Annotated in this window: 24 protein-coding genes; 11 read left to right on the top strand and 13 right to left on the bottom strand. The window is 49.0% G+C overall.

The annotated features are described in order from the left end of the window. Window positions 1-209: 209 nt before the first annotated feature. From AC2FAP_RS09060 to AC2FAP_RS09050, 3 genes are all read left to right on the top strand, one after another. On the top strand, window positions 210-1,046 hold the full coding sequence (locus AC2FAP_RS09060) for a flagellin N-terminal helical domain-containing protein (RefSeq protein ID WP_063215596.1): 837 nt from the start codon (window positions 210-212) through the stop codon (window positions 1,044-1,046). A gap of 203 nt (window positions 1,047-1,249) precedes the next feature. Next, entirely contained in the window at window positions 1,250-2,644 is a 1,395-nt protein-coding gene (locus AC2FAP_RS09055) for a hypothetical protein (protein ID WP_063215598.1), read from the top strand. A 42-nt stretch (window positions 2,645-2,686) separates the two neighbouring features. After that, entirely contained in the window at window positions 2,687-6,043 is a 3,357-nt protein-coding gene (locus AC2FAP_RS09050) for a bifunctional class I SAM-dependent methyltransferase/glycosyltransferase (protein WP_238159445.1), read from the top strand. Window positions 6,044-6,127: 84 nt separating this feature from the next. On the opposite strand, the gene AC2FAP_RS09045 is transcribed toward AC2FAP_RS09050, so the two are convergent. After that, complete coding sequence (locus AC2FAP_RS09045) at window positions 6,128-6,952, bottom strand: class I SAM-dependent methyltransferase (protein WP_238159444.1); 825 nt, start codon at window positions 6,950-6,952, stop codon at window positions 6,128-6,130. Window positions 6,953-7,208: 256 nt separating this feature from the next. Between AC2FAP_RS09045 and AC2FAP_RS09040 the strand changes: the two genes are divergently transcribed. Continuing rightward, on the top strand, window positions 7,209-8,348 hold the full coding sequence (locus AC2FAP_RS09040; protein ID WP_063215604.1) for a DegT/DnrJ/EryC1/StrS family aminotransferase: 1,140 nt from the start codon (window positions 7,209-7,211) through the stop codon (window positions 8,346-8,348). A 35-nt stretch (window positions 8,349-8,383) separates the two neighbouring features. Here the strand turns inward: AC2FAP_RS09040 and AC2FAP_RS09035 are convergent, their stop codons facing one another. From AC2FAP_RS09035 to AC2FAP_RS08990, 10 genes are all read right to left on the bottom strand, one after another. Next, entirely contained in the window at window positions 8,384-9,514 is a 1,131-nt protein-coding gene (locus AC2FAP_RS09035) for an FkbM family methyltransferase (protein ID WP_449541773.1), read from the bottom strand. After that, window positions 9,495-10,742, bottom strand: coding sequence for an acyl-CoA reductase (locus AC2FAP_RS09030; RefSeq protein ID WP_113656020.1), 1,248 nt, complete (start codon window positions 10,740-10,742; stop codon window positions 9,495-9,497). Before AC2FAP_RS09030 ends, AC2FAP_RS09035 begins: the two co-directional genes overlap by 20 nt. Further along, complete coding sequence (locus tag AC2FAP_RS09025) at window positions 10,726-11,811, bottom strand: LuxE/PaaK family acyltransferase (protein WP_449541772.1); 1,086 nt, start codon at window positions 11,809-11,811, stop codon at window positions 10,726-10,728. The genes AC2FAP_RS09030 and AC2FAP_RS09025 overlap by 17 nt, the downstream gene beginning before the upstream one ends. Further along, complete coding sequence (locus AC2FAP_RS09020) at window positions 11,795-13,174, bottom strand: AMP-binding protein (RefSeq protein WP_449541771.1); 1,380 nt, start codon at window positions 13,172-13,174, stop codon at window positions 11,795-11,797. Before AC2FAP_RS09020 ends, AC2FAP_RS09025 begins: the two co-directional genes overlap by 17 nt. A 3-nt stretch (window positions 13,175-13,177) precedes the next feature. Next, complete coding sequence (locus tag AC2FAP_RS09015) at window positions 13,178-14,140, bottom strand: transketolase family protein (RefSeq protein WP_063934424.1); 963 nt, start codon at window positions 14,138-14,140, stop codon at window positions 13,178-13,180. After that, entirely contained in the window at window positions 14,133-14,960 is an 828-nt protein-coding gene (locus AC2FAP_RS09010) for a transketolase (protein WP_113656019.1), read from the bottom strand. The genes AC2FAP_RS09015 and AC2FAP_RS09010 overlap by 8 nt, the downstream gene beginning before the upstream one ends. Then, a complete protein-coding gene (locus AC2FAP_RS09005) occupies window positions 14,957-15,700 on the bottom strand; it encodes an SDR family NAD(P)-dependent oxidoreductase (protein ID WP_063215616.1) in 744 nt (247 codons plus the stop codon). The genes AC2FAP_RS09010 and AC2FAP_RS09005 overlap by 4 nt, the downstream gene beginning before the upstream one ends. Before the next feature lie 11 nt (window positions 15,701-15,711). Then, window positions 15,712-16,455 (bottom strand): SDR family NAD(P)-dependent oxidoreductase, encoded by a 744-nt coding sequence (locus AC2FAP_RS09000; protein ID WP_181240724.1) that lies wholly within the window; start codon window positions 16,453-16,455, stop codon window positions 15,712-15,714. A gap of 3 nt (window positions 16,456-16,458) precedes the next feature. Continuing rightward, window positions 16,459-16,701, bottom strand: a complete 243-nt coding sequence (locus AC2FAP_RS08995) for a hypothetical protein (protein WP_063215618.1) — start codon at window positions 16,699-16,701, stop codon at window positions 16,459-16,461. A 105-nt stretch (window positions 16,702-16,806) separates the two neighbouring features. Further along, window positions 16,807-17,451: an acetyltransferase gene (locus AC2FAP_RS08990; protein ID WP_063215619.1), complete on the bottom strand. Its 645-nt coding sequence runs from the start codon at window positions 17,449-17,451 to the stop codon at window positions 16,807-16,809. Window positions 17,452-17,908: 457 nt separating this feature from the next. On the opposite strand from AC2FAP_RS08990, the gene AC2FAP_RS08985 reads away from it, so the two are divergent. The 7 genes from AC2FAP_RS08985 (at window position 17,909) to sdiA (ending at window position 23,597) form a co-directional block, all read left to right on the top strand. Next, window positions 17,909-18,628, top strand: a complete 720-nt coding sequence (locus AC2FAP_RS08985) for an RNA polymerase sigma factor FliA (RefSeq protein ID WP_014170714.1) — start codon at window positions 17,909-17,911, stop codon at window positions 18,626-18,628. A gap of 54 nt (window positions 18,629-18,682) precedes the next feature. Then, window positions 18,683-19,234: a flagella biosynthesis regulatory protein FliZ gene (gene fliZ / locus AC2FAP_RS08980; protein WP_014170713.1), complete on the top strand. Its 552-nt coding sequence runs from the start codon at window positions 18,683-18,685 to the stop codon at window positions 19,232-19,234. Window positions 19,235-19,320: 86 nt separating this feature from the next. Continuing rightward, entirely contained in the window at window positions 19,321-20,121 is an 801-nt protein-coding gene (gene tcyJ, locus AC2FAP_RS08975; RefSeq protein WP_020883350.1) for a cystine ABC transporter substrate-binding protein, read from the top strand. A 107-nt stretch (window positions 20,122-20,228) separates the two neighbouring features. Beyond that, the gene (dcyD, locus tag AC2FAP_RS08970) at window positions 20,229-21,215 is read left to right on the top strand and encodes a D-cysteine desulfhydrase (protein ID WP_257805615.1); all 987 of its coding nucleotides are present in this window, start codon (window positions 20,229-20,231) and stop codon (window positions 21,213-21,215) included. Window positions 21,216-21,235: 20 nt separating this feature from the next. Beyond that, window positions 21,236-21,904, top strand: coding sequence for a cystine ABC transporter permease (gene tcyL / locus AC2FAP_RS08965; protein WP_014170710.1), 669 nt, complete (start codon window positions 21,236-21,238; stop codon window positions 21,902-21,904). Continuing rightward, on the top strand, window positions 21,901-22,653 hold the full coding sequence (gene tcyN, locus AC2FAP_RS08960; protein ID WP_014170709.1) for an L-cystine ABC transporter ATP-binding protein TcyN: 753 nt from the start codon (window positions 21,901-21,903) through the stop codon (window positions 22,651-22,653). Before tcyL ends, tcyN begins: the two co-directional genes overlap by 4 nt. A 221-nt stretch (window positions 22,654-22,874) precedes the next feature. After that, window positions 22,875-23,597, top strand: coding sequence for a quorum-sensing transcriptional regulator SdiA (sdiA, locus tag AC2FAP_RS08955; RefSeq protein ID WP_449541770.1), 723 nt, complete (start codon window positions 22,875-22,877; stop codon window positions 23,595-23,597). 66 nt (window positions 23,598-23,663) lie between these two features. Here the strand turns inward: sdiA and AC2FAP_RS08950 are convergent, their stop codons facing one another. Continuing rightward, window positions 23,664-23,888, bottom strand: a complete 225-nt coding sequence (locus AC2FAP_RS08950; protein WP_003859644.1) for a DUF2594 family protein — start codon at window positions 23,886-23,888, stop codon at window positions 23,664-23,666. Next, complete coding sequence (locus AC2FAP_RS08945) at window positions 23,875-23,955, bottom strand: hypothetical protein (protein WP_418251707.1); 81 nt, start codon at window positions 23,953-23,955, stop codon at window positions 23,875-23,877. Before AC2FAP_RS08945 ends, AC2FAP_RS08950 begins: the two co-directional genes overlap by 14 nt. Window positions 23,956-24,125: the final 170 nt, after the last annotated feature.

Raw genomic sequence — 24,125 nt, 5'->3', positions numbered from 1 at the left:
GACGGTGATTTTTTGCGTTAATCTTTTATTCATCATGCACTCTGCAGCCGCTTTAGTGTAAAATAAACCTTTATAAAACAAATAATTAAATATTTTCTTCGATATTTTCTAAAGTCTGCTGTTCGAGCGTCGATAACCTTGTTGACGGTGAGAGACGCCGTGAGTGTTAGGCACCGACCCTAGAAACCATTTTTGAAGGAATTAAAATTATGTCAGTTATCAATACTAACCTGTTGTCCCTGACCACTCAGAACAACCTGAACAAATCTCAGTCTTCTCTGGGCACCGCTATTGAGCGTCTGTCTTCTGGTCTGCGTATCAACAGCTCTAAAGATGATGCTGCGGGTCAGGCGATTGCAAACCGTATGAACTCTCAGATTAAAGGGATGACTCAGGCTGCTCGTAACGCCAACGACGGTATCTCTCTGGTTCAGACTGCTGAAGGTAACCTGAACGAGATCAACTCCAACTTACAGCGTATCCGTGAGCTGGCTGTTCAGGCTGCGAACGATACTAACGGTACCACTGACTACACCTCAATCAGCACTGAAATTACTCAGCGTCTGGGTGAAATCGACCGTATCGCTGGCGCTGCTAACTTCAACGGCAAAAAACTGCTGGACGGTAGCCAGACTGCTTCTCTGAACATCCAGGTTGGCGCAGGTACTGGTGCAACTGATAGCATCGCTATCACCACTGGCGCACTGATCAACGCTAAAGCAACCAGCCTCGACGCTGGCCTGACCGGTACCATCACCGATAACAGCACTGCTAAAGCGTTCATCACTGCAGCTGACAACGCTATCTCTAAAATTGATACCGCTCGTTCTAACATGGGTGCGATTCAGAACCGTTTCGAATCTACCATTAACAACCTGAACAACTCTATCACTAACCTGTCTGCTGCTCAGTCTCGTATCCAGGATGCTGACTACGCAACTGAAGTATCTAACATGTCCCGCGCGCAGATCCTGCAGCAGGCTGGTACTTCCGTGCTGTCTCAGGCAAACCAGGTTCCACAGGCGATGCTGTCCCTGCTGCGTTAATAGACGCACTATCTTTAAAAAAGGTTGCTGGAAACAGCAGCCTTTTTTTTCACTATTTTTCCGTAAAATCACCGGATCGTAATCTGTAAAATAAGGCTGCATTTAGCAGCGTTTTCCCGCCATCACCCCCCGAAACACAGTGTTACTCTGCCTAAAATCTCCTTTTCCGGTCGTCTGACGACAGTTTACCGAAGAGTTATAAGATGAGTGAATTCGCACGTAGCCGGGCTATGCGTCAGTTTTATCGGAATGTGTTTACCCGATTCATTGATCTGCCAGAAGCCGATGTTATGCCCGCCAACATCACGGCCGAAATTTTCAGTTTTAAAAGCACTAATTTCACTGCGCTCGAGCCCATGATTCGTGTGGCCGAAACGGGGCTGGATGCTGAAAAGGATACGGCTTTAAAAGACATGCTATGTGCCATCGTGCTGGCAAACACCGCACTGGATGAGTCCGTCATTGGCGAAAAACAAACTCTTTCTGCCGAGATGAGTACCCAACTGACAGAATATATTGTGTCGGCGTTAAAAGCCGATGACAACATTCACTATCTTGTCGCCGCCATTCAGCTTCTGTTCCGCGTCAATGAAATCAGCTCAGCGTTATTTTTAATTAACAACAACCTTTCGCTGGTTAGCAATTCGGCACCTGTGCTGAAAATCCTGCTGTTGATCTGTTTAATGGAAAATGATTTCAACCAGGCGATGGTTGTTATCCAGGCTCTGACGGCAGACGCTGCATTAATCGGCGAAGATCCTATGGCCCTGTTGATGATTACCTGCGGCATCTACAGGCTGGGGGGCATACCCGATTCGTACATCGATTTTCGATCGCTTCACATGAGCGAGCACGCGGTGGAAAATCAATCCTACGATTACTGGATCGCAAAAAGCACAGCTGCCAAAACAACGGTGCTAGTCACGTGCGACAGCGAGGATTATTTCGAGCACGCTGTGCCGATGCTCTATTCACTCTATGAGACCAATCGCGACGTCCTTGATGTGCACGTGCATCTAATTAACGGCAATGATGATGTTAAACATAGCCTGATGACCCTTCGCGAACAGCTACCTGAGCTCAACCTCTCTGCAAGCCATGAGCAAATAACCCGTAATGAGGACATGTCGGTAGTCCGTGCTGCACGTCGCATCGTTTTCCTGCACCACGCACTGCAGGCGTTTAACACTCCCATTATTGCCATTAACCCTAATGTGCTGGTGCGTAAGCCGTGGTGTGAGCCAGAAACGGCGCTGTTGCTCCTGCAAACCGAATCCTCACCTTTCTGGGAAGAGGTTTTTGCCGGTTTTATTTACGCAAAACCCGGCGGCGTAGCGCAACGATATTTCGACCGCGTTGTGCCGTTCATCCATACCAACCTCGCCAGCGGCAATCATGCGCCTGGTCTGGAGCAAGTCGCACTCTTTTCCTGTCTGGACATGCTTTCGCCAGAAGACCGTCTGGCGATCGCGCGTGCCGAGCGTAGCGGAATACTCGATAGCCAGTCGGGTGAGGAGGCGTTCTGTTGGGTGGCAAGGAACACAGCAGGCCCATACCAGGAATATAAATCGTCGCTTATTCGCACGTATCAACGCTGAAGCATTTGCCCTGTGACCGTAAGAACAGAATCTGGAAAAAACGTGACGACACAGTACCCCTATTATCGGGTCAGCCCCGAGACCATTCATGCCGCTGCGGTGCTTAATCATCTGACCACGCCACTGCCTGCGTTTGCCCGTGTCATGGAGATTGGCTGTGGTTCAGCAACGCGTCTGATTATGCACGCATGGGCGCATCCTGAGAGTATCGCTCTGGGTATCGATATTGACGAAGAGGCGATCGTGAAGGGGCAGAAGTTTGCTGCCGAACTGGGATGTCATAACGTTGAACTGTTTGCTGCAGGATTAGGGGATTTGCTCGCCGCGGATCCGGGTGAGTTAGATTACATCATTATTCATCAGACCTTTGCTTTTCTTGGAAAAAGCGAACGGGAAGCGTTGCTGACATGGTGCCAGGCGCATTTATCTGCCAACGGCGTTATTGCCATTAAGTGGTCAGTACTGCCTGGCAGCATAGCGCGCATAACGTTGGGTGAAGCGTTACGGTTCCATCTTGATCGCGCAGAAGAGGGCAGCGACCTGCTGGCGTCAGCCCGCGCCATGCTGAGCTTTATGTTGCTCACGCTGGAAGAGGGTTCGCTGAAAAATGAAGTCCTTCTCGCTGAAGAAATGGACGATAACGCGCTAATTCTGGCCTATTTAAGCCCGAGTGACGGGGCATGCACCCTCGGGGATTTTAACGCACAGGCTGAACTCGCCGGTCTGCAGTTCCTGGGCGATTTGCTGCCACAGTCGGAACTGGGAAGCTTCTATAGTCCGAGAATCGAACAGTTACTGGGTGCCGTCAGCGACGGGGCAAGCAGAACCTTGTCGCAGCAATATCTTGATTACGCCGTTCAACGCGAAGAACGCTTTTCCTTGCTGTGCCACCTAAATCGCCTCTCGCCGCCGGTTCACCCGGATCTGAACCTCCTGAGAAACCTGCACTGGGCCGGAAGCTTTATGCCGATCGAACTGGATTCTGCAAAAGCGCCCCGCGTGTTCAGAAATAATAATGGACGGATCATGCGTACCGACAATGCCATTATTATCAGGATCATGGAGTTGTTGGGCAATGCCTGGCCTATGTCCTTAAGTTTCGAACAGCTTGTGCTCAATTGCCGGGCTCCTGAAACGCATGAGGATTATCAGGAGACGGTGTGGGAAGCATTAAAAACGCTGTTTATGACCTGTGCTGACGGATTTTTCTGGAGTGCCAGCCCTGGGGCATACAACGCTGCGCAAAATGATGACCTGGCACCGGTAGGGTTGCTACCACCAGCGTGTCCTGCGAACGATGTAAGCATCATGAACCTGTGGGGAGAGTGGGTTTCATTGACACCTGCTGAGTGGAATTATTTGCGCTTCGAAATGGGGCATGCCGGGCAGACGAACTGGGAACTCTACTCTTCATTGAAAATTAAAGGGTTGCTAACCGGCTCGCCTGAGGCCTGGAAAAAGCAACTGCAGTGTTTTCTGCGTGCAGGCATGCTCGACGTACTAAAATCGCAACTTTCTCTGTTGTTGTTGCTTAGTGTCGATCAACAGCAGGGCGGAATGCTTATCAAGAGCAATGCCGAACCCGTATTAGCCGACCCGGACGTGGACGCTATCTACGAGCGCGCAAACAGCCTGATCCAAAAAGGCCGTTCTGAAGAAGCCCGCGAGTATGCTCGTGGGTTAATGGAAAAAAATCCAGACAATATTCACGTCCTTCGCTGCTATTCAAAAACATGCGTGCTGACTTCCGCCTGGGATGACGCGCTGGCGTCGCTTTGTAAACTGATGGGCTATTATTTCTCGAGCCTTGATATCTATTATGATCTTGCCACGGTGTTGCAGCGTAAGCGTGAATTCTACGGTTCACGGCAAATTGTCCGTACATTGCTTCGTCTGAATAATAAAAATATTGATTACTGGCTAAGTCTGGCATCGCTGCATCATGCCTATGGCGATATGACATTAGCGGAAAAATGCTGCAGGGAGATTATGCGCTTCCAGCACCCGGGGCCCAGTTCACTTGGGCTCACCGGGATTGTATTGAGTGACAACCATAAAATGGCAGAAGCGCGCTATTTTATGGAAAAGGCCGTAGAGCTTAGCAATTATAATTTCGGATACTTCAGTAACTTACTGTTTGTAATGAGCCATGATGCCACGGTATCCCCTGAAGAATTGCTGGGAAAACATCTTGATTTTGGTTATCGGGTTGATGAATGGGCGAAAGGGTGCGAGTTTAAACCCGTATTAAAAAATACTAAAGAACCAGACAGAAAGCTCAAAATAGGGTTCGTTTCAGGAGATTTACGCCAACATCCCGTAGCTAATTTTTTGCTGCCGACCTGGAACGCACTGGATCGTGAAAAATTTGATCTAGTGGCATATAGTACGCTTTTCATGAATGAAGACAGTGTTTATCGGCATTTTCGTGATACCGCGACGTTATGGCGTCAGGTTGATGCCCTTAGTGATATAGAACTGGCCAATGTCATTGCCGAAGATGAAATTGATATACTCTTCGATTTATCCGGGCATACGGCGTATAACCGTCTACCGGCATTTGCGCTGCGTCCAGCTCCAATCCAATTAACTTGGATAGGTTATCCAGGAACGACTGGCATCAGTCAAATGGATTATATTTTATTGCCGACGACCCTGATTAAGTCACAGGCTCTCAGAGATCAGCTATCTGAAAAGATCATGTTTGTCGAGACGCGTAAGCACTTTGAGCCCCATCCTCAAAGCCCGGAAATAAATGAACTACCTGCGCTACGTAATGGGTATATCACCTTTGGTAGTTTCAACCGGGCTAAAAAGCTTAATGACCATGTGCTTGGCGTATGGGCGAAAATCATGCTTGCCTATCCTGAGTCAAAACTGCTTATGGGGTTTATGACTGATGCGGATATGATTGCTGCGATGACAAAGCGCATGCAGAAACTGGGAATTGCCGAGGATAAACTGATTTTCAGAGGCTTAGTTGAACTGGAGGACTATCTCGCTTATCACCATGAAATCGATATTTTACTGGATACTTTCCCTTATACCGGTGGGACAACGACTCATCATGGTGCATGGATGGGAGTCCCGACCCTTACTCTGAGTGGGCCAACGATCCCTTGTCTACAGGGTGTGGATATTATGGGCGGGTATCAACTTGAACAGTTTATTGCCGTTGATGAACAGGAATACATCAGTAAAGCCGTTGCCTGGCGTGACAATATTGCTGAACTTGCAATCATTCGCCGGGGAATGCGTGCCAGAATCCCGAGAGAGAATGATTCAGGTAATAAAATTGCTGTCAATTTAGAAAAAGCGCTTAGGGAAGCATGGCATATGTATTGTCGTGGAGAACAACCCCACGAGCTGATTATTACAAGTCAGACATTGAACGGATGATAATGAAACTGTTGACTACATAATACGTCTGTAGTGAAAAGACAGGTGGCAAATGTATGCTACCTGCCTTTTAGAACGCCAAAACTATTTCCAGTAATCGAGAAATCCATCTTTACCGAAAAGCCAGGCCGTTTGGAGCTCTTGGTTGATGCGTTCAATTATGGGCTTCACTTCTTTGTAAGGCTGTCGCAGGAAAATCCACGATTTGCTCTTAGGACTATAGACGGAAGAGCGATATCCCCACTGTTCCATCAAAATGCTCATACTTTTATTGGTATGCACACAGGTATGTACCGGGACGTCGATATAAAACCAGTTTGGATCTTCGGGTACTTTCTCAACAACGACGGTATGAATAAACAAACTGCCAGCATCAGAGACCAAATGGTTGACGTTATCCAGATCGTTACGTGTTAACACGTGCTCAAACATGGCGGAGTTGACGACTAACGACCAGCTTTTGTCATCGGGATCATCTATGTAGGTAAAGTCCGGGTTCTGGACATATTTATCGTAGCAAAAGGTGTTGCGATTGAAATACTTCTGGATGAGATGGCTAAGCGTACCGTAGCCTGCCGCGTAATCAAGAATTCGGCTGTCGTCGATAATATTATTGCGCGCCAGTAACTCTATCATCAGCGCCTGTTCAGCATAGGGAGGCTGATTGAAGCCCAGCGTTTCACGCCCGCCATTCTCATTGTAATGGTGAAAATCAGTATTGAATTTTTCCCATTCCTCCAGGGAAAGTTCCTGATGGGTTTTTGAACTGAAAAATCCGCATTCAGGACATTGGTAATATTGCACTGGCATCAGTTTTTGCGTGAATTTTTCCGCTGAAGGTGCAAGATACTTGGCTTTTTCGAAATAGAACTTCATTTCGCTGTTACAGATGAGGCATGAGATCGTCATGATGCTCCACGTTATAGAATTTGCTGCCAGTCAGCGCAGTTGTGAATGAGATTGAAAGAACGTCTTGATAAATGTCGCATATCTTTGAGAGGTTCAGGCGCAAAACAGATGCCTTTTTCTGCCCTTGTTTCCACGATGGCAGGGGATCTGCATATAGTCAGTTCAAATAGGCTGTAAAATGTCGGTTATTTTACCGATAAGCTGGTGACGATGCTCGCTATGATGAATCACGTCTTCATTACATGCAGGTTTGCACATGGGCGATAAAATTTTCGTCACCAGTCCTTTAATGCCTCCTTTAGAGGAGTTCATGCCATATCTTCAAAAAATCTGGCAGAACCGAATTCTTACTAACGGTGGTGAATTTCATCAAGAACTGGAAGAAGCCCTGGCACGTTATCTGGGTGTCAAATACGTATGCCTTTTTGCAAATGGTACGCTGGCATTGCTGACCGCGCTTCAGGCGCTGCGCGTAACGGGGGAAGTGATTACTACGCCGTATTCATTTGTGGCGACATCGCACACGCTCTTATGGAATGGTTTAACCCCTGTATTTGTCGATATCGACCCGCACACATTTAATATCGATCCTGAACGCATTGAAGAATTAATCACGCCTCAAACCACAGCAATTATGCCAGTTCATTGCTATGGTATTCCTTGCAATGTTGATAAGATTCAGCAGATTGCTGATATTTATGGTTTAAAAGTTATCTACGATGCGGCCCATGCTTTTGGCGTTCGCCAGAGCGGGAACAGTATACTTAACCATGGCGATCTGTCGGTATTAAGCTTCCATGCGACTAAAGTGTTTAATACTTTTGAGGGCGGTGCGATAATTTGTCATGACAACCGTACCAAGCAACGTATTGATTATCTTAAAAACTTTGGTTTCGCCGGTGAAACGCGTGTTGTCGCTCCGGGTATTAATGCCAAAATGAACGAGATGGAAGCGGCATTTGGTCTGCTTCAGTTGCAATATATTGATAATGCGCTTCTTGAAAGGGCTTCTATTTCAAAGCGTTACAGTGAGGCGCTGAAGGATATTCCCGGCGTAACGTTCTTTGATGCTGCAGACCGATTTGAATGGAATCACGCCTATTATCCGGTCCTTATTGACAGCAGTTTTCCGCTGAGTCGGGATGCGCTCTACGAGGCGTTGAAAACAGAGAATGTCTACTGCCGACGTTATTTCTATCCCCTCATTAGCTCGTTTGCGATGTACAATCACCTGCCTTCTGCGGCGTCCGATAAATTGCCTGTCGCCAGTCGACTTGCCGAGCAGATACTTTGCCTGCCCATTTATCCTGACCTGCAAATCGAGGATCAAATGCGAGTCATCGATATCCTGCGACGCCACGCCACGATTCCTTCAATAAATTATCAGGTTGCATAATATAAAAAGGCTTTGGATATCAAAGCCTTTTACTATTAATGGGGGGGTAATCTGTGCGGAGGAATAGCGTAAAGCACTAATTCACATGCCAGTCTGGGATGATGAGCACGCAGATAAAAATGATAGCCAGGCTGTATCTGGTGAATAAATTGTGGAATGGTGATGAGATCGGCTGGCTTATGGTAAAGACTAATTGCCAATATCGGATAGTGTTTTTCTATCGTCGCCTGCGCACCTTTTAATGCTTCAAGTTCTGAGCCTTCAATATCCATCTTTATAAAAGTAACTTTCTCGCCAACAACGACGTTATCAATACTGTTAAGCGCAATTTCTTCGGCGTCAGGTGAATCAGTTATGGCAGAAGAAAGGGCATGGCCGGCATTAAAACGCAGCGTGGCGTTTGTATTCCATATTCCCGCATTAATGCACACGCACTGGGGCAAATTAGCCGTATTTTGTTCCAGTAATGCGAACGTGTTTTTGTCCGGTTCAAAGGCGAAAATTTTAGCCGCAGGGGCAACATTTTGCTGCTCAAGGGCATTTACAAAAGCGGCAATGCTATCGCCATTATACGCCCCGCCATCGACTAAGATCTCTTCAGCACCGAAGCGTATCAACTCACGTGGGAAGTAATGTTCCGGGTGAAAGACACTGTGGCAGTAGATTTCGCGCGCGCTTATCCGCTGGTTCAGATAAGCAATTAACGTGGTTTTCGACGCCTCGTCGGTAAGGTTGTCATAAAATTCATTAAGCTTGTCCTGGTGTGTTTCACACCACGCAGTAGTAAAGTGCTCACCCGCATTAATGCCCACAAAGGTGGGATCATAAAAGAGGATCACGCCGGCATTACGTTCAAGCTCTACACGTAATGGCTCATCGATAAACTGCATAGCGATAATGTAGTTATATTGTGATTCCTGAGCCGTGAGGGACTCTAAACTGACAATGCGTTTGCCATTGAATTCATCCCCAGGTTTAAGCCACGCATCACTTATCGCAACATAATCAACGGACATTCCCTGACGCTGCATAAAATCCCAGGTGATTTGCGAGACATAACCTGCACCACAAAGCACGATGGGGTGACCGTTTGTCTGCATCCGTGCCAGCATATCGATGAAGTGATTGCGGGTTTCACTGAGCATATCAAGTATGGCTTTCAACATTTTCTCCAGCATTATGCGCAAGGTGAGTGAAAGAGGAGGGACGAGCAATAACACGGGTCAACATGGCGACCAAATCATAGCCGTCCCACTGCAGAGAAAAATCAAGCGTCTGGCCAAGGGAGACAATACGGTCTACCCCTCTGAGACCCGAAGCAAGCCAATTATTCAGCTCATCAGACGAGACGCCAAAGGTGGCCATTGTCTGGCAACGTGAGTGACAAATCGGATTGATTTCATCAAGCGACCGCGCCACGTACTCCATGAAAAAACCACCATTGCCGCGCCAGTCGAGCGTCTCTTTTTCGAGGGCAGAGAGTTCAACGCGCACGATGATATTTTGTGCCCCGGACACTTTTCTCACGCCAGCAAAACGAGCACTGAGCAAGTACAATTGCGTCAGTTTATTCACCGCAGAGACGGGCTCAGGCGTATAACGAGCAGCGGCAAGCGCCTCAAAATTTTGCCAGAACAGGGCTCGCCCCTGCTGTAGATTTTCACCCAGCCAGACGATAAGAGACGGAGAAGTACACGCGTTCTGATCGTTTAAGAGCGTGTCATTGTAAAATGCCCGCGCAAGTTGTTCCTTTTCAGGATGCGCCAGATAAGCATCTGCGTTAATCACCGCGATGGAGTAACGGTCGGCGAATGCAATGTCCAGAGCCCGGGGGGGAAGTGAAGATTGACGCAAATCTGCTATGGTTTTGTCGCCACCCCAGATAATGCGTGTGTCGCATATTGCCGACAGCGCATCATTGATGTGTCGTTGTCGATCATAACGCACAAGAATAATTCTTGGCCGCATCATTGGGTGGCTTTGGAGCGCACTATTAAATAACCGTACCACTATCGCCGTCTGGGGGTGAACGCGTCCGGGTAAACGGACAATATTGGCGTTACCGGTTAGTAGCCCAACAATAAGCGAATAGGCAAAATTCACGGCTACATTGCCCGGAGCGATATGAAATGCCACTCCACGTCCATAGCGGTGAGCAACTGAACAGTTTTCATACTGCATACGAGCGATAGATGAGGGACGACACCAGAAACCCAGACCGATCACATCTGGCCAGTTTTTCGCTTCGTTATCGGCTAACGTGAGGCGGGAAAAGGTGTCCAGAAACTCGATAATGTCCGGGGCAAAAAGTGGTAACGCTTTTTGCTCAGGCATACTGTGCAGGAGCGTTTCATCCCCCAGAATAAAGTCCAGACCGCTAAGATTGTGCTGCATATGTATCGCTACACCCCCGTAATTCGGCTTTCTTCAACCGTCCTAAAATACGCAAGTATTTGCCTTTTCGCCCGCAATCACAGTCATCTTCACCCAGAATGACGCCTTCATCTTCGGTTAGCAAAGCGTGTCCGGGATAGGATTCGGGTAACAGGGATATTACCTGGATAATGCCTGACTGGCCGTGGGGGAGAACGGAAAAATCGTGCGGGTCGCGGATAATGACGTCCGAGAAAATCGACGTGTGCAGATGTCCATGCTCGCATTGCATGTAAATACAGCCGGTCTGTTCGACCATGCCATAATAATCGTGTACCGCCGACAGGGCGCAAAGTTCATTCAAACTTTCAGCAAAGACCTCGGGGGTCACCGCTTCACTTTGCAGCTTTTTCCAGCCGCCGCCGTGAATTAACAGGGCATTACTGAGATCAATCTGATGAGCGCTTGTTTTTAATCCCTGATAGAAGTGCTGCCAGACCATAAAGGTGAAACCGAACAGCAGAATCCGCTTACCTTGATGCTTCTCTAAAAAGGCTTCAATTACGGGTAAATTCAGCGTCATGCTCTCGTCTAATGCCCAGGCACGATCGCTACCAAATAATGAGAAGCCTAAAATTCCGGCGCCGCGGGCAGAGAATTGCTGCCGATCTTTTAACACTTCAGGAGAGTCAATAATCAGCATAGGCAAACGCCCAGAGCCAGTAAATTGACTGACAATTTTTACCAGCGTTTTTTGCTGATGGGATGCTGTTGCCTTGTCCAGATAAATTCGGGAGAACTGCTGTCCGGTTGTGCCGGATGAGGTCATTGTTTTTACAATATCACTATCCGGTACGCTTTGTAATTTCAGTGTTTTAAACAGAGAAACTGGAAGAAAAGGCAATGAGGTTACATCGCTAAGCGTAGCGGGGTTAAAGGATTGTGCATCCAGCATACGACGATAAGGTTCGCAATGCGCATAATGGTGCGCGGTAAGCTCGCGCAGCCTGGCCAGTTGCAGCGCGTGCTTTTCTTCCCGTGCGAGCGAGTAGGGCGCCTGCGCTAATATTGCTTCAAACGGAAGGGACATAATTTTTCAGCTTAGGATAAATCGTCTTACCCGCGGCGTTTTTGGGTATCTCATCCAGTGTGATAACGCGAAACGCGGAATGATGAAGCTGGCTTTTAGCAGCTGCATAGTGTTTTACTGCGCTTTCAAAAGCGGCATCTGTAATGAAAATACAGATTAAATCATCGCGCCCATCGCATGCGCAGTTAAGATCCGGGAATGCTGTTTTCAGTAGTGTTTCCATCTCATCCATACCGAGGCGGTTGCCAAAAATTTTAAGGAAACGCTTTTTACGGCCAACAATAGAGTAAAACCCGTCGGTATCTACGCGAGCAATATCGCCGGTGTGCAGAATGCCCTGGAATGTATCTCCTAATGCCAGATCGCAACCACGCTCTGCGTAGCCAAGCGCCACATTCTCACCCTTATAGACCAACTCTCCGTCAACATCGGGGGCAGTGATAATGTCACCGTTTTCGTCAAGCAATATAAATTCGCCGCCGGGGATGGGAGTACCAATGGTGCTACTTTTGCGTTGCGCAAATTCTGGGGCAAGCCAGGCCATGCGAGATGTTGCTTCAGCTGCGCCATACATCACCACAAAACGTTTTCCGTGTTGATCGGCATAATCGGTGAACTCTTTGACCAGCGCAGGAGCCAATTTTCCGCCAGCCTGGGTTAGCGTTCGCATATCAGGAAGATCCATGCGCATAAAACGCAATTTTTTGAGCATTTCCCAAGTGTAGGGCACTCCAGCAAGCGAGGTGGCACGTTCATCACGCACAAATGTCCAGAACTCACGCTGCATGACACTTGCGCTTGTCAGAAGCAGCGTCGCGCCAGCTTTCAGATGGCTATTGACGATTGATAACCCATACACGTAATTCAGCGGCAGGCTGACCAGCCCGCGCTCTTGAGAGTCGATAGCAAGATAATTCGCAATGCTTGTAGCATTACTTTCCAGGTTGCGTTGACTTAATCGCACCAGTTTGCTACTTCCAGTGGATCCCGAGGTTGTCATCAATAGGGCAAGATCATCATGCAATTGGAATGGTGTAAGACCGGTAGCTTGCAGGCGGAAAGTACCGTGCTCTTCGCGCCATAAATACGAGGGGTGGTAGGTGTCGATGAGTGACTTAACCATTGCGTCGTTAAGCTCGCTATCAAGCAACAGTGCAACTGCATTTTGCTTAAGGCAAGCCAGATAACCAATTATGGTGTCACACTGATTTTTGCAAAAAATAAAGACCAATGTACGAGGCGGAATAGTTTCAGCCAGCTTCTGAACGCGGTCTGTGAGTTCACCCCAGCGAAGCGCCTGTCCTCGATCGTCCACTAGAGCGAGATGGTCAGGTGAAACCTTATCAGTATGCCAGAACGCCATAATTTATAATGCACCTAATATCTGGGCTGTCAGTTGTGCTGCAGTGAGCCCACTTTGCTCAAGCATCCAGGCATAGTCTCCTGCGTGTGGATAACCCTGAGGAATACCGGCAATCATCAGTTTCGGCCGACACTCTTCCCCGGCAAGAAATTCTGCAACTGCACTTCCCAGACCACCCGTCACGCTGTGCTCTTCTACCGTTACGAGCAGTTTTTTATCCAGATGCTGTTGAAGTGTCGCCACGTCCAGAGGTTTGATTGTGTGCATGTCAATCACCGTTGCCTGCACGCCCTGGTCCGCGAGATGCCCGGCTACGGTGAGCGAAGTGTGGACCATGCTGCCGGTGGCGATGATGGCAATATCCTCACCCTCAAGCAACGTATTGGCTTTGCCTGGCACCAGTTCGAAGTCCTCTTTATAGACGATTGGCGCACGCATTCCACCCGTTAACCTCAGGTAGACCGGTCCTTTATGTTCAAAGGCGGCATGGGTCATTTTCACCGTGGCCGTACAGTCCGCTGGGGAGAAAATAGTGATGTTCGAAACGGATCGCAGCATCGCCAGTTCTTCAATACCATGATGGGTTGCGCCAAACATGCCTGTTGCTAATCCTGAAGCCAGGCCGACCAGCTTAACGTTTTCCTGCATATAGCCCAGGTTTAAACGCACCTGTTCGGCTGCACGCAGGGTCAGAAAATTGGGGAACGAAGTGACAAAGGGGACAAAGCCGCTGGCCGCAAGGCCCGCAGCCACACCGACCATATTCTGCTCGGCAATTCCGGCGTTAAAAAAGCGTTCAGGCCAGGTGGTACTAAAGCGGTCAAGGCCGGAGGAATTACACAGATCGCCGGAAAGCGCCACGATATTTTCGTGTTCGCGTGCCAGTTCCAGCAGCGCCATGCCAAAGGTGCCCCGTGAGCCGAGCATTGACCATGAACGGATGGTGGCGGGTTTAAACTCAAGCATGATGTGCCCCATTAAGTTCGACTAGCGCATCGTTGAGCTGTTGTGCAGAAATGCGATTGCGATGAAACTCTTTATTATTTTCCATGAAGGACACGCCCTTACCCTTAATGGTATTGGCGATAATAACTTTGGGTTTGCCGTTGTGCGGCTGAGCAAAAGCATTAACCAGCGCCCCCAGATCGTGTCCGTCACAGACAATGGTTTCCCAGTGGCAAGCACGCCAGAGGGCTTCGAGATCCATGCGCATGACATCTTCAGTGTGTCCATCAGACTGTAAACCATTACGATCGACAATCAGCGTCAGGTTATCCACTTTATGATGTGCGGCCATGAACGCACATTCCCAAATGGCACCTTCATTGCATTCTCCATCCCCTACTAACGCATAAGTATGCCACGTGTCACCCTTAAGACGGCGTCCCAATGCCAGCCCGGTAGCAAAGGAAAGTCCCTGAGCCAGACTACCTCCAGAAAAATCGATGCCGTATTCAGGATGCTTAGTGGGATGCACTTGCAGGACAGAACCATTCAACTCGAAAGTGTTAAGTTGCTCAGGGGTCATGATGCCAAACTCACACAGAGTGGCATAAAGCCCCAACGCTGCATGACCTTTACTCAGAATAAAAACATCGCGATGTGAGCTGGTAATGTCGTTTGCCTCATACCGCATTACATTCCCGTAAAGAACGCTGAGGATATCCACCATCGAAAGGGCAGGTGAGATATGAACACCATCGCTTGGGGCGTGATGAGCCACGCGCACAATTTGCTGTCTAATACGACGAGAGGCGTTTTCTGTTTCTGAGTGCGTGTGTATCATTTCAAACCGCCATCAACTCGGATCGTTTGGCCGGTAATGTAGGAAGAGAGATCGCTTGCGAGGAACAGTGCCGCCTCTGCAATTTCTGCAGGGATACCTGCGCGTCGCAGATCGGCACTATTTTTTGCCTCTTCTATGACGTGAGCGGGCATCGTCAGCAGCATATCCGTATCCGTAATGCCGGGTGCGATACAGTTGGCGCGAATACCTTTTTCACCCAATTCCGCCGCGATGGATTTTGTCATCGCAATGAGCGCTGCTTTTGATGCGCCGTAGGCAGATTTTCCCGGGTTCCCATCTTCTCCTGCAGTCGAGGCAATATTAACAATACTGCCGCGCTGATTGCGAACCATCATTCTGACGATGTACTGGTTGAAAAGATAAACGGAAAAGAAATTCACCTCGAACTGTTCACGAAGCTGCGCTTCACTGGTCATCTGAAACAGACCATTCAACGTGATGCCGGCGTTATTGATCACCGCATCCAGCGGACGCTTGTCGGACATGATGTTTTTTATGGCCAGTTTCATTGCGCCATAATCTGTCATATCGAAACTGACAGGCCAGATCGCAACCTGATGGTGGTCGGCTATGGCAGCCATTTTCTCTATGAACACATCATCGGCTTCCCGCGCATGGGCGTAAATGTTTGCGCCATTGGCAGCAAATACCTCGACCATAGAAAGACCCATGCCACGGCGGCAGCCAGTAATTAAAACGGTTTTACCTTGCATCAACATTTCTGCTTCCCTCAACCCATTCCGCCATCGATGCGGATAACCTGCCCGGTGGTATAACTGGAGGCATCGGACGCCAACCACATCAACGTATTCGCCACTTCTTCAGGCAAACCCGGGCGTTTTAATTCGCAACGCGCCATTTGTCGTGCCATAACTTCTTCTGAGAGTGCGGCTGTCATTGCTGTACGAATAACGCCTGGCGCGATAGCGTTAACACGCACGCCCTGTGGGCCGAGTTCAGCAGAAAGTGTTTTGGTGGCCGCAATCCACGCTGCTTTTGCGCTGGCATAGGCCAGTTGACCCGAGTTTCCGTCAAGGGCAGAAATACTGGAAATATTGATAATGCTGCCCTTTTTCTGGCGAAGCATGATACGGGCAATATATTGCGTGAAAGCGATTTGCGAGAAGAAATTGATAGTAAATGTTTTTTGCAACTGTTCGAGCGTTACCATCTGAAAATTGGCATCAAAATTTGCGCCAGCAACATTGACCAAAATATCAACCTTTTTTTTAGTCTTCTGAATCGTCATTGCGGCTTGTTTTATTGCATCGTTATCCTGCAGGTCGAAATACAGTGGAATAATTTCCGCCTGATATTTCTCGCTAATTTCTATGATGAAATCAGTAAAGGCAGGTTCGGGAGCCTGGCAGCAAGCAAATACTGTCGCACCCGAACGGGCGAACGTTTCCAGCGTAGCCTTACCGATACCCTGTAAGCATCCTGTGATCACGGCCGTTTTTGCGTGAAGCATCATCACTTAGCCCTGAATTTCTACATCGTATTTTTTAAGGATCTCTTTGCCTTTTTCCCAGGATGCGAATTCAATAATGTCATCCGTGTCCATCATGATGTCAAATGCATCTTCAAGTGATGCAATCATGGTCATATGACCAACTGAATCCCAGGATGGTGTATCCTGATATTTATAGCCAGACAAAATATCTTCTGAAACTTCAAAGGTTTCAGTGAAGATGCGGTTGTAAGTTTCCAAGTTTGACATCATTTTTCTCCAGTATAGCGAGGAAATTTCTTAACACCTAAAATGTGTTAGGTGAACTGGTTATGGCCAAAAGTTCATGCTTTTGTGAGCGCCCAAAAACAGGGTCTACTTAAATACTTTATTATCTATATTCGGACGAATCGCCCGCGCTGGATTACCCATCACAATCATTGTGGGTGCGATATCGTTAAAAACGGCGGCCCCCATACTGACAACAGTGTCATCACCAATGGCTGTGGTTTCACGGATGACGGCGTTCATACCAATAAAGACGCGTTCGCCGATCCTGCATTTACCAGCAAGATTGGCATAAGAAGAGATAATTGAGTCCTGCCCTATATAGCAATCATGTCCCAAACTGGCATTAGGCTGAAGATGCACATTGCGACTAATGACGGTGTCGCAAGAGATGAATGCACCATAGCTGATTACGCATCCTTCTCCGAGGGTACAGGATGGGCTCAGGCGGGCACTGGGATGGACAAGCGTGGCCAGCCGGAATCCGCCCTCAAAGGCCCTCTGTCCCAGGGCGCGGCGCAGTGAAGGTTCGCCAACAGCAATAACGATTTCACATTCGTCGGGTATGAGAGCGTGCAGGGTGACAACGGGATAACTGTTTAATTGATCGAATTGGGGATTATCATCGATCAAACACAAAGCATCCCAGCGCGATTCCGTAGCGTTTATCTCTTGTGCGAGTTCGAGCACTTCTCTACCAAGGCCACCTGCGCCATAAATTGCCAGTTTCATCTTATCCCCAACGTTCTAAAGGCTGACTGAGTCTCGCCGCAACCTTGCTTTCTTAACTGCCAGGATGCCTGAATTAATACTTTGGGCCTAAGATAAACCATGAGCGAGACCTCTCAGGGAAGGAATAGCCGTCATTTTTTCTCGTTAATTAGCGGATTGGAAAAAGCGGGTTTTTCTTCATTAAAACGTGTGTTGGCATTAGGGTTGTAATAGATATATTAAAGCAAAACGTAACGAAAGACCTTTTTTATTGGGGGCAGAATCCCGCGTTAGCTACAAATTGCTGCCAGGAATGATATTGAAAAATAATAATTTCAACATAAAACAAAAGGTTACTATCTTGCGGTGTCTTTATTACCCCAAATAACCCCCCATTTTACCCACTATTCATCCAATTGAACGCCCTGCAGAATCGGATAATCATGCCGATAACTCAACTAACGCAGGGCTGTTTATCGTGAATTCACTCTATACCGCTGAAGGTGTAATGGATAAACACTCGCTGTGGCAGCGTTATGTCCCACTGGTGCGTCACGAAGCATTGCGCCTCCAGGTGCGTTTGCCGGCGAGCGTGGAACTTGACGATCTGCTACAGGCGGGCGGTATCGGGTTATTGAATGCAGTTGACCGATACGACGCTCTGCAAGGAACGGCATTTACGACTTACGCAGTTCAGCGTATTCGTGGTGCGATGCTGGATGAGCTGCGCAGCCGCGACTGGGTGCCGCGCAGTGTTCGCCGCAACGCGCGCGAAGTGGCGCATGCGATGGGGCAGCTGGAACAGGAACTGGGACGTAACGCTACGGAAACAGAAGTGGCGGAACGTCTTGGCATTGCTGTTGAAGAGTATCGTCAGATGTTGCTCGATACCAATAATAGCCAACTCTTCTCTTATGACGAGTGGCGAGAAGAGCATGGCGATAGCATCGAGCTGGTGACGGATGAGCATCAGCAAGAAAACCCGTTACACCATTTAATGGAAGGTAATTTACGCCAGCGCGTAATGGAAGCGATTGAGGCTTTACCTGAGCGCGAACAGCTGGTGTTGACCCTCTATTATCAGGAAGAGCTTAATCTCAAAGAGATTGGCGCTGTTCTGGAAGTGGGAGAGTCTCGGGTGAGCCAGTTGCACAGCCAGGCCATTAAACGTTTACGCACAAAGCTGGGTAAGTTATAGGTGATTGATTCACCTGAAAAATGCCGCACAACGTATTGACAACCAGGAGTTATCATGACGGTGCAGCAATCTAAAAGACGGCCTTTAAGCCGCTACCTGAAAGACTTTAAACACAGCCAGACGCATTGCGCCCACTGTAACAAGTTACTCGATCGTATCACGCTGGTTCGTCGAGGCGAAATCGTTAATAAGATCGCGATTTCACGCCTCGACACGTTGATGGATGAAGCAGCATGGCTCGAAGAACAAAAAGAGTGGGTGGCGCTTTGCCGTTTCTGCGGTGATCTCCACTGCAAAGAGCAAAGCGACTTCTTCGACATTATCGGCTTCAAACAGTTCCTGTTTGAACAAACGGAGATGAGCCACGGAACCGTACGCGAATATGTCGTCCGCCTGCGCCGTCTCGGACAACATCTCACCGTGAACAACATCTCCCGCGATCTGCTGAAGACCGGCTATCTGGATGAGAATCTTGAGCCGTGGCTGCCTGCGACCAGCACCAACAACTACCGCATTGCGCTGCGCAAGTATGCACAATATAAGGTACAAATGCCGGGTGTGATAAAGCAGAAAGCCCACGCTGGAACAACTTCTGATATATATTAAAAAAGAATAAGATGTAGCGCAGTCGCCTTTGACCTTGCAGGTGATTTCTCTACACTACTCAAAAATTCCACTATATCGGGGTATTTATGAAATTAGCACTTCTGGGTCGTCAGGCGCTGATGGGTGTAATGGCAGTCGCGCTGGTCGCGGGTATGAGCGTGAAAACGTTCGCCGCAGAAAATCTGCTGAATAAAGTGAAAGAGCGCGGTACGCTGCTGGTCGGGCTGGAAGGAACCTATCCTCCGTTCAGCTTCCAGGGCGATGACGGTAAACTCACCGGTTTTGAAGTGGAATTTGCACAGGAACTGGCGAAACACCTTGGCGTGAAAGCCTCCATCAAACCGACCAAATGGGACGGTATGCTGGCATCGCTGGATTCCAAACGTATTGATGTGGTGATTAACCAGGTGACCATTTCTGACGAGCGTAAGAAGAAGTATGACTTCTCCACGCCGTACACCGTGTCTGGTATCCAGGCGCTGGTGAAGAAAGGTAACGAAGGCACCATCAAAACGGCCGCTGACCTGAAAGGCAAAAAAGTCGGTGTCGGTCTGGGAACCAACTATGAAGAGTGGCTGCGCCAGAACGTTCAGGGTGTGGATATCCGCACTTACGATGATGACCCGACAAAATACCAGGATCTCCGCGTAGGTCGTATTGATGCGATTCTGGTTGACCGTCTAGCCGCGCTGGATCTGGTGAAGAAAACCAACAATACCCTGGCGGTAGCTGGTGATGCGTTCTCTCGTCAGGAATCCGGTGTAGCCGTTCGTAAAGGCAACGACGACCTGGTTAAAGCGATTGACTCCGCGATTGCTGACATGCAAAAAGACGGCAGCCTGAAAGCCCTTTCTGAGAAGTGGTTCGGGGCAGACGTCACGAAATAAGTCTTTGACGTTAAAAAAAGGCGCTTTTAAAAGCGCCTTTTTTATTTCTTACGCGTCTGCGTGCATAATGAAAAATATCACCTTGAGTCTGTGTTACCGGAGAACCCATGTCACTACAGAATTTAACGCGCTTTCCCCGCCTGGAGTTTATCGGCGCGCCGACTCCGCTGGAGTATCTGCCGCGATTTTCTGACTATTTAGGACGCGATATTTTTATCAAGCGCGATGACGTAACGCCGATGGCGATGGGGGGCAATAAGCTGCGTAAGCTGGAGTTTCTGGCCGCTGACGCCCTGCGTGAAGGCGCGGATACGCTCATTACCGCAGGTGCCATTCAGTCTAACCATGTCCGCCAGACCGCCGCGGTGGCCGCAAAGCTGGGTCTCCACTGTGTGGCATTGCTGGAAAACCCAATTGGAACGCACGCAGAAAACTATCTGACTAACGGCAACCGTCTGCTGCTGGATCTGTTTAACGTACAAGTCGAAATGGTCGAGGCATTAACCGACCCGACCGCACAACTTGATGAACTGGCGACGCGTCTGGAAGCGCAGGGTTTTCGTCCCTACGTTATTCCTGTCGGCGGCTCGAATGCGCTGGGCGCGCTGGGGTATGTGGAAAGTGCGCTGGAGATTGCCCAGCAATGCGAGGGGGCGGTCAGCCTCTCTTCTGTCGTTGTTGCTTCCGGCAGTGCAGGTACCCACGCAGGGCTGGCCGTTGGTCTGGAGCAATTATTACCCGACGTCGAGCTTATTGGCGTGACGGTATCGCGTAGCATCGCGGACCAGAAGCCGAAAGTGGTCACCTTACAGCAGGCGGTGGCAGAGCAACTGGCGTTGAAGGCAACGGCTGATATCCAGCTCTGGGACGACTATTTTGCACCAGGCTACGGCACGCCTAATGAAGAGGGGATGGACGCGGTGAAATTGCTGGCGCGCCTCGAGGGTATACTGCTTGATCCCGTGTATACGGGCAAAGCGATGGCCGGTCTTATCGATGGCATTGAACAGAAGCGCTTTAAGGATGAAGGGCCGATTTTGTTTGTTCACACCGGCGGGGCACCTGCGCTGTTTGCCTACCATCCTCATATCTAAAATCAGGTCGAAAAATAATAATGCAAGAAAGTATTCAACTGGTTATTGATTCCCTGCCGTACCTGCTTAAAGGTGCGGTATTTACGTTACAGCTCAGTATTGGCGGGATGTTCTTCGGACTGGTACTCGGGTTTGTGCTGGCCTTAATGCGTATGTCACCCGTCTTACCAGTACGCTGGGTGGCGCGTTTTTATATCTCTGTGTTTCGCGGCACGCCGCTTATCGCGCAGCTCTTTATGATCTACTACGGTTTACCGCAGTTTGGTATTGAGCTGGATCCGATCCCGGCGGCGATGATTGGTTTGTCGCTCAATACGGCGGCATACACCTCTGAAACGCTGCGTGCGGCAATCTCGTCCATTGATAAAGGGCAGTGGGAAGCGGCGGCCAGTATCGGTATGACGCCCTGGCAAACGCTGCGCAGAGCCATTCTGCCTCAGGCGGCGCGTGTGGCGCTTCCGCCGCTCAGCAACAGCTTTATCAGCCTGGTGAAAGACACGTCGCTGGCGGCCACTATTCAGGTACCGGAACTGTTCCGTCAGGCGCAGCTTATTACCTCGCGCACCCTGGAAGTGTTCACCATGTATCTGGCGGCCTCGCTGATTTACTGGGTAATGGCGACGGTGTTATCCGCCTTGCAAAACTATTTCGAAAACCAGCTTAACCGCCAGGAGCGTGATCCAAAATGAGTGCTATCGACGTTAAAAACCTGGTGAAAAAATTCCACGGTCAAACGGTGCTCCACGGGATTGATCTGGAGGTTGAGCAGGGTGAAGTGGTCGCCATTATCGGCCCGAGTGGTTCCGGGAAAACAACGCTGCTGCGCAGCATCAACCTGCTTGAACAGCCTGAAGAAGGCACGATTCGGGTGGGGAATATTACGATTGATACCGGCAAATCCATCAGCCAGCAAAAAGGTCTGATTCGCCAGTTGCGCCAGCATGTGGGCTTTGTTTTCCAGAACTTCAATCTCTTCCCACACCGGACGGTGCTGGAGAACATCATTGAAGGCCCGGTCATTGTAAAAGGGGAAGCCAAAGAGGACGCGACGGTTCGCGCGCGCGAGTTGCTCGCAAAAGTCGGGCTGGCCGGTAAAGAAACCAGCTACCCGCGCCGCCTGTCAGGTGGTCAGCAGCAGCGTGTGGCAATTGCCCGCGCGCTGGCGATGCGCCCGGATGTGATCCTCTTTGATGAACCGACCTCTGCGCTCGACCCTGAGCTGGTGGGCGAGGTGCTGAACACCATCCGCCAGCTGGCACAGGAGAAACGCACAATGGTTATCGTTACCCACGAGATGAGCTTCGCTCGTGACGTGGCGGACCGCGCCATTTTCATGGATCAGGGAAGGATCGTGGAGCAGGGGCCGGCAAAACACTTATTTGCCAACCCACAGCAGCCGCGAACCCGTCAGTTCCTTGAAAAATTCCTTATGCAGTAGAATTTTTGCACTAATTTGCTCCAGAAAATTCATCTGGGGCAAATTATTCTCCCCCTGCGCCCGACACCGTGTTTTTTTATTCCGCTCAGGCCCAATAAACCTTATCAAACGTAAAGTTAATTGTGCTGTTGCCGATATTTTGTAGTTAGAAATAAGTTTTATGTGTTAGGTTATATTCACCATAATAATGAATATCATTTCAGAGGCTTCATTTAGTAAGTATGAAGGATTCAGACTTTTTCACCTGGCGACGGGAATGCTCCCTCCGGTTTCAGAAATTGACCTGTGCCGACGAGGTATATCAGGAACTTCAGCGACAAACTCAGGCGCTAGAATTCGATTATTACGCACTCTGCGTACGCCATCCCGTGCCTTTTACGCGGCCTAAGATTTCTGTGCATACCACTTATCCGCCACTGTGGCAGGCGCAATATCAGTCGAAGAATTATTTCGCCATTGACCCGGTGTTAAAACCGGAGAATTTCATCCAGGGGCATTTACCCTGGACTGACGAATTATTCGCGGATGCTGAGGAATTATGGCATAGCGCACGGGAGCACGGCTTACGTACAGGAATAACGCAGTGTCTGATGCTGCCGAATCATGCTCTCGGTTTTCTGTCGGTTTCTCGTACTAGCATGCTGGAGAGCCCGCTAGACCACGAGGAAATAGAGCTGCGGTTACAACTGCTGGTGCAAGTGGCCTTAACATCGTTGATTCGATTTGAAGATGAGATGGTGATGCCGCCTGAGATGAAATTCAGCAAACGTGAACGGGAAATTCTTAAATGGACCGCGGAAGGGAAGACGTCGGCGGAAATTGCGATCATTCTCTCCATCTCAGAGAATACGGTTAACTTTCATCAGAAGAATATGCAGAAGAAATTCAATGCGCCTAACAAGACGCAGATCGCGTGTTACGCGGCGGCGACCGGGCTTATTTGAGTAGAGAGTACGTTCTGCGTGTCAGACGAGGCAACGGCTGAATGCACCGCATCCAGCCGTTTTTTATTACTGGCGGTAGGCTTGTTTAATTTGCTTAACGGTGTTGGCAAATACCGCGGATTCAGCCTGGTCTTCCATCTGCGCGATTTGTTTTTCCATTTTAATGATCACACGACCGGCGTCAGCCTGGCCCATCGCCTGTAGCATCAGCGTTAGCAGCGATTTCAGGCAGTTTACTTCCTGTGCCAGTTCCTGGTTATTCTCCGCAGTGGCAAATTCAGGTGTGCTCATTTATTTTCCTCATTATAAAACGGCGCTCGTGCGCGACGATGAAAGTCAAGGCGGCGGAGTATACCACAAGGCGCAGCAAAAAATGCAGCGGTTGTTTTTCGTACTTTTACACTGGATGTTTATTTGCGTAAACAACGCGTGCCGCTAAACTGTGCGGCGTTAATAGCGACGAATTGTTTATACCCGGTTCGCTTGTCGTTAATTATTGTTACAAAAATTTAAGAACTGTTTTTTTAC

This window comes from Enterobacter cloacae complex sp. 394I7, from assembly GCF_057320345.1.
Note: the sequence above shows the minus strand (reverse complement) of the source record. Positions and strands in the feature narration are given on the sequence as shown.